This is a genomic window from Mycobacterium sp. (assembly GCF_035623875.1).
Classification (GTDB): domain Bacteria; phylum Actinomycetota; class Actinomycetes; order Mycobacteriales; family Mycobacteriaceae; genus Mycobacterium.
On the sequence record NZ_DASPSP010000271.1, the window covers coordinates 1 to 5,334 of the forward strand.

Here is a 5,334-nt window from a genome sequence, read left to right on the forward strand (position 1 = left end):
CTCGAGGTCACGATGGTCGGCAACGTGTCGTCTCGCCTTACCGAGAAGGGCAGCGGTATCGAACTCGACCCCGCACAGATCGGCGTGGCAGCGGCGATCTACATCGCAGGGGCCTGCTTGGGCGCATTGTTCTTCGGGCACCTGACCGACCGCTTCGGACGGCGCAATCTGTTCATACTGACCCTCGCGGTGTATTTGATCGCCACCGTTGCGACCGCATTCGCTTTCGCGCCTTGGTATTTCTTCATCGCGCGCTTTTTCACCGGCACCGGGATTGGGGGTGAATACGCGGCCATCAACTCGGCGATTGACGAGCTGATCCCCGCGCGTGTGCGTGGTCGCGTGGACCTGGTGATCAACGGGACATACTGGTTGGGTTCGGCCGGGGGAGCGGCCGGCGCGCTGGTCCTTCTGAACACGTCGAACTTCCCGGCCAACATCGGCTGGCGGCTCGCCTTCGGCATCGGAGCCATCTTCGGCATCTTCGTCCTCCTGGTGCGGCGCAACCTTCCGGAAAGTCCACGCTGGTTGTTCATTCACGGGCGCGAGCAGGAAGCCGAGCAGGTGGTCGCCGCGATAGAAAAGGAAATCGAGCAGGATACCGGCCAGCCACTGCCCGAGCCGCGAGGACGCATGCTCAAAGTTCGCCAGCGCGAGACGATTTCGTTCCGCGAGATCGCCAGGGTGGCGTTTAAGCTGTATCCGCGCCGCGCCGTCCTGGGATTGGCACTGTTCGTCGGGCAGGCGTTCCTCTACAACGGCGTCACCTTCAATCTCGGCACGCTGTTGAGCGGGTTCTATGGCGTCCCGTCCGGAAAGGTGCCGCTGTTCTACATCCTCTGGGCGCTAAGCAATTTCGTCGGCCCCCTGGTACTCGGGCCGCTCTTCGACACCGTCGGGCGCAAACCGATGATCACCTTCTCCTACGTCGGTTCTGCAGTCGTGGCCGTCGTGCTCGCGGGTCTGTTCGTGACCCAAACTGGTGGCGTCTGGATGTTCATCATGGTGCTCGCATTGACGTTCTTCTTAGCCTCGGCGGGTGCGAGCGCGGCCTACCTGACGGTCAGCGAGATCTTCCCGATGGAGACCAGGGCGCTGGCGATCGCCTTCTTCTATGCCGTCGGCACCGCGATCGGCGGTATCACCGGGCCGCTGCTGTTCGGTCAGTTGATCAATTCGGGACAGCGCGGCCTGGTGGTGTGGTCCTTCTTGATCGGAGCGGCGGTGATGGCCGTTTCGGGCCTTGTTGAATTGTGGCTGGGGGTCGCAGCCGAGCAACGCCCGCTGGAGGATCTGGCCTTGCCGTTGACGGTGGCCGACGCCGAGCGCGAAGAACAGTCGGGGAACATCCCGCGGTAGGCGCGTCGTGGGCCAACGTCAACGTTAACGCCGTCTGAACACTTGTCGCATGTCCCGTTGGCGGCGGATGCGGGGTGCGTGCACGACGTGATTTTGGAACAGCCGGCATACGCCGACCCCCGTCCGACGCCGACGCCGACTTCATTTCCCAACTCAAAGCCCCCGGGCTTACCGATCAGGATCCGGCCGCCGCGATCGCGGTTGCCAAGGATGTGTGCGCGTTGGTCGACAAGGGGACGCCGGACACGGAAATCGAGAGCAACCTTGTGTCGCGCAATTCGGGCTTAACGGCGCACGGCGCGGCCGAGTTCATGACACTCGCGGCGGGCGAGTACTGCCCGAAATACCTGACCGGCGAGGGTCGACCCCCGAAACCGCCGGGTGCTCAAGGGAACTAAGCGGTTAGGCCGAACGGGTCACGCCCCGCGGTGGACCACCTCGTCGGCGGCAGCGCGCATCCGCTCGGACAATCGAAGCAGATCGTGCTCGCCGATCCCGTTCTGCAGCGTGTACGCAAGTTGTCGTAACTCCACAGAGCAGTTGCGTAGTTCTTCAAGGAGCCGCGCCTCAACGGTGAGCATGACCTTCTTCCTCAATCAGGACGGGGAAAACCCGCCAATCCAACTTAAAAAATGTACGCAGTCCAGTCGCGTGTCTGCGAGAGGCCGCGAAGTGTTTTTACCGGACTTTGACACGCCGTTTACGCCGGTCATGCGTGGGGAGTCGCATCATTTCCACCGGCGCGGCGGCCCGTCGAACCAGAGTGCACTTCTCGCCTAATTCGGGTCCGTATGTCACGGCACCGCAATGACATCGCCACGTTTGGTGGTGTCCACATGAGCACGCAGCGCTACCAACCAGCATCCGCTCCGGCCGCATCAGGTGACCGCGCGGGCAGCGTAGGGGCGGCCGAGCCGCCGATCGACTCGATGGGAACTTGATCAGCTCACCGACCGCGGTCATGGGCCGACGGTAGGCGTCTACCCTGCCAGCGACATTAAGAATTCGAGTGAGCTTGCTGAGAAAGAACGATGCGACGCCGTCGTTCACGCGGATGACGGAGTTTGTCCAACTCGCCGTAATTCAGCATCGCCAGGCTTAGCGTTCGGGTGCCCGGCGCCGTGTTTGCGTCGGCAAGTAGCCTAGTCCCGTGCAAATCGGCGTACTGGGTGCAGCCCGTATCGCGCCGCCGGCGCTCATCAAACCGGCGAAGGCAAACCCCGATGTCGTGGTGGCCGCCGTGGCTGCACGCGACGTCTCACGTGCTCGCGCGTTTGCGGCCAAACATGGCATCGCCCGGGTGCACGACAGCTATGAAGCGCTACTCGCCGACCCGGATCTCGACGCCATCTACAACCCGCTGCCGAATGGCTTGCACGGCAAATGGACTCGGGCTGCACTGGCGGCCGGTAAGCACGTGCTATGCGAAAAGCCGTTCACCGCCAACGCCGCCGAAGCCCGCGAGATCGCCGGGGTGGCAGCACAGTCGGACCGAGTGGTGATGGAGGCGTTCCACTACCGCTATCATCCGATGGCTTTACGGATCGAGGAGATCATCGCTTCGGGCGAACTGGGCAAACTCGAGCGGGTGGAGGCGGCCCTGTGCTTCCCGCTGCCGAAGTTCTCCGACATCCGCTACAACTACTCGCTTGCCGGCGGCGCGACCATGGATGCTGGGTGCTACCCGGTCCACATGGTCCGGACGTTCGGCGGCTCAACACCGGAAGTCGTTTCGGCGCACGCGAAATTGCACGATCCACAGATCGACCGGGCCATGACGGCCGAGTTGCGGTTTGCCGACGGGCACACCGGCCGAATCCGTTGTTCGATGTGGTCGACACGTCTGTTGGGCTTAAGCGCGCACGTGGTTGGCGACCAAGGCGAGCTGCGAGCACTGAATCCGACAATGCCGCAGATCTACCATCGGCTCTCGGTCCGATCGGCTGCCGGCAAACGTGTGGAGCGTTTTTCGCGCCGCGCCTCCTACGCATATCAGCTCGACGCGTTTGTCGCAGCGGTGCTGCGCGGTGAACCGGTGAAGACCACGCCCGAAGACGCAATAGAGAACATGTCGGTTGTCGATGCGATCTATCGTGCCGCCGGCCTGCCACTGCGCGAGCCGAGCTGACCGGTCACGGCGCGACGGGACGGTTCGTCCATTCCCGGTCGGGTCGGCGTGACGAGCGAAACCATCCACCTGCGGCGCCGGTGCCGCCGTCGGTCGGGATTGTGTGGCCGGTCACGAACGCCGACAGGTCGGAGGCCAGGAACAGGATCACCCGGGCCTGGTCCTCGGGCAGTCCCATCCGTCCGACCGGAACCCACTGCGGCCACTGCAGCTGCTCGTCGGCGGAGAGCCACTGCGAGTAGGGCACCTGCAGTGATTCGGTGACGTCAGGACCGATCGCGTTGACCCGGACGCCGTCGCGGCCTACCTGCACCGCGAGGCTGCGGGTGAAGTGGATGACGGCGGCTTTGAACGCGGCGTACACCGGGTCCTCCGGGTAGCCGCGGAGCCCTTCGACGGACGAGACGTTGACGATCGCGCCCGCGTGTCGGTCAATCATGGCTGGCAGGAAGGCGTGGGTGACGAGAAAGACATGGTGCAGGTTGATCCGGTAGAGCTCGTCCCACAGTTGGGGGTCGGTGTCGACGAAGTCGCCCGGGTGGCGCAACCAGTGGCCCACGTTGTTCACCAGGACATCCACCCGGCCGTAGCGTTCTAGTACCGAACGCGCCAAGCCCGCGACCTGGTCGGCGTCGCGGACATCGGTGACGAAATCGACAGCTGACCCGCCCGTTGTGGTGATCTCGTCAGCGGTCTGCTGAGCGCGTTCGGAGTCGATGTCGGCGATGATCACTCGGGCGCCATGTTCTGCGAACAGCCGCGCGGTCGCCGCGCCAATACCGCCACCGCCGCCGGTCACCACCGCAACCCGGCCTGCCAGCAGCGCGCCAGCAATCGCTGCGTCGTCGATCCTCATATCACGGCTCCTCGGGGTGGGGAGTGCGCTCAATTCTTTTGGCGTATTCAAAGTAATTAATGCAGCAGTGCGGATCTAGTTCTGGCGCAGCTAGGTTCGATGCCGATCACGACAAGCGGGAAGGTAGGTTTGCGGCCATGTGGAGCTCGCTGCTGGTGCTGGCGCTTCCCATAGCGCTCGATCCGGTGCGTCTCGGCCTCAATCTTCTCCTCGTTTCCAGGCCACGGCCCGCTCACAACTTGCTCATGTACTGGGTCGGTTGCGCGCTAGTCGGCTTTTTCTTATTGCTGATCCCGATTTTGGTGTTGCATTTCGCGCCGACGTTTTCTTCGTTCGTGCACGACTTGGCCAACCCGACCACGACCGCCAGTTCCACCGTCCGCCACATCGAAATCGTGGCGGGTGTGCTGGTTTTATCCGTCGCCGCTTTCTTCGCGGTGCGCTTTTTGGCGCGTCACCGAGCCCAGCTGCCGAAACGAGGCGCTAGCACGTCGACCTTGGTGGCGGACCCGGATGCGCCGAACCCGATCGCGCGGCTGCTGGGCCGCGGCAAGGATGCGGCGGCCGAGGGCGGATCAGGATCGGCAACCCGTCGTTTGCTCATCCGCGCGAACAACGCCTGGGAAAGCGGGTCCTTGTGGGTAGCCTTGGCGATCGGTTTCTGGGCCGGGCCTAACCCAGCCATGGTGGTACTCGGCCTCACCACCATCTTGACCTCGGGAGCCGCGCTTGGCGTTCAGACCAGCGCCGCCATCGTTTTCATTGTCGAGACTCTTGCGGTTGTCGAGATCGTTCTGCTGAGCAATCTGGTCGCGCCAACCAAGACGGAAGCGATTTTGCGACGGCTACACGACTGGGCTCGGTCCTATCGTCGGCAGATCCTGGTCGTCATGCTGGCATTGGTTGGGCTCGCGCTGGTGGCTCAGGGCACGGGCATTATCTGAGCTGCCACAAGCTACCCGATGGCTTGGTCACGATGCGGCCCGGTGCG

Annotated in this window: 6 protein-coding genes; 4 read left to right on the forward strand and 2 right to left on the reverse strand. The window is 63.6% G+C overall.

Annotation, left to right across the window (positions count from 1 at the left end; all coding sequences use genetic code 11):
- Together VEI45_RS22060 and VEI45_RS22065 are read left to right on the forward strand one after the other, a co-directional pair.
- A partial coding sequence (locus tag VEI45_RS22060; protein WP_324856658.1) for an MFS transporter occupies window positions 1–1,359 on the forward strand: 1,359 nt, incomplete at its 5' end.
- A 74-nt stretch (window positions 1,360–1,433) separates the two neighbouring features.
- Window positions 1,434–1,757, forward strand: coding sequence for a DUF732 domain-containing protein (locus VEI45_RS22065; RefSeq protein ID WP_324856659.1), 324 nt, complete (start codon window positions 1,434–1,436; stop codon window positions 1,755–1,757).
- A gap of 18 nt (window positions 1,758–1,775) precedes the next feature.
- On the opposite strand, the gene VEI45_RS22070 is transcribed toward VEI45_RS22065, so the two are convergent.
- Window positions 1,776–1,940, reverse strand: a complete 165-nt coding sequence (locus VEI45_RS22070) for a hypothetical protein (protein ID WP_324856660.1) — start codon at window positions 1,938–1,940, stop codon at window positions 1,776–1,778.
- Between the two features lie 569 nt (window positions 1,941–2,509).
- Here VEI45_RS22070 and VEI45_RS22075 point away from each other — a divergent pair.
- Window positions 2,510–3,487, forward strand: a complete 978-nt coding sequence (locus tag VEI45_RS22075; RefSeq protein ID WP_324856661.1) for a Gfo/Idh/MocA family oxidoreductase — start codon at window positions 2,510–2,512, stop codon at window positions 3,485–3,487.
- Window positions 3,488–3,491: 4 nt separating this feature from the next.
- Here VEI45_RS22075 and VEI45_RS22080 read toward each other — a convergent pair whose 3' ends face one another.
- Window positions 3,492–4,343, reverse strand: a complete 852-nt coding sequence (locus VEI45_RS22080) for an SDR family oxidoreductase (RefSeq protein WP_324856662.1) — start codon at window positions 4,341–4,343, stop codon at window positions 3,492–3,494.
- Window positions 4,344–4,480: 137 nt separating this feature from the next.
- Here VEI45_RS22080 and VEI45_RS22085 point away from each other — a divergent pair, with 137 nt between their 5' ends.
- Window positions 4,481–5,287: a GAP family protein gene (locus VEI45_RS22085; protein WP_324856663.1), complete on the forward strand. Its 807-nt coding sequence runs from the start codon at window positions 4,481–4,483 to the stop codon at window positions 5,285–5,287.
- Window positions 5,288–5,334 lie beyond the last annotated feature (47 nt).

What these genes read in the sequence shown, in the direction of transcription:
- VEI45_RS22085 (WP_324856663.1), top strand. Translation starts at nt 4,481, where the DNA reads ATGTGGAGCTCGCTGCTGGTGCTGGCGCTTCCCATAGCGCTCGATCCG.
- VEI45_RS22080 (WP_324856662.1), bottom strand. Translation starts at nt 4,343, where the DNA reads ATGAGGATCGACGACGCAGCGATTGCTGGCGCGCTGCTGGCAGGCCGG.
- VEI45_RS22070 (WP_324856660.1), bottom strand. Translation starts at nt 1,940, where the DNA reads ATGCTCACCGTTGAGGCGCGGCTCCTTGAAGAACTACGCAACTGCTCT.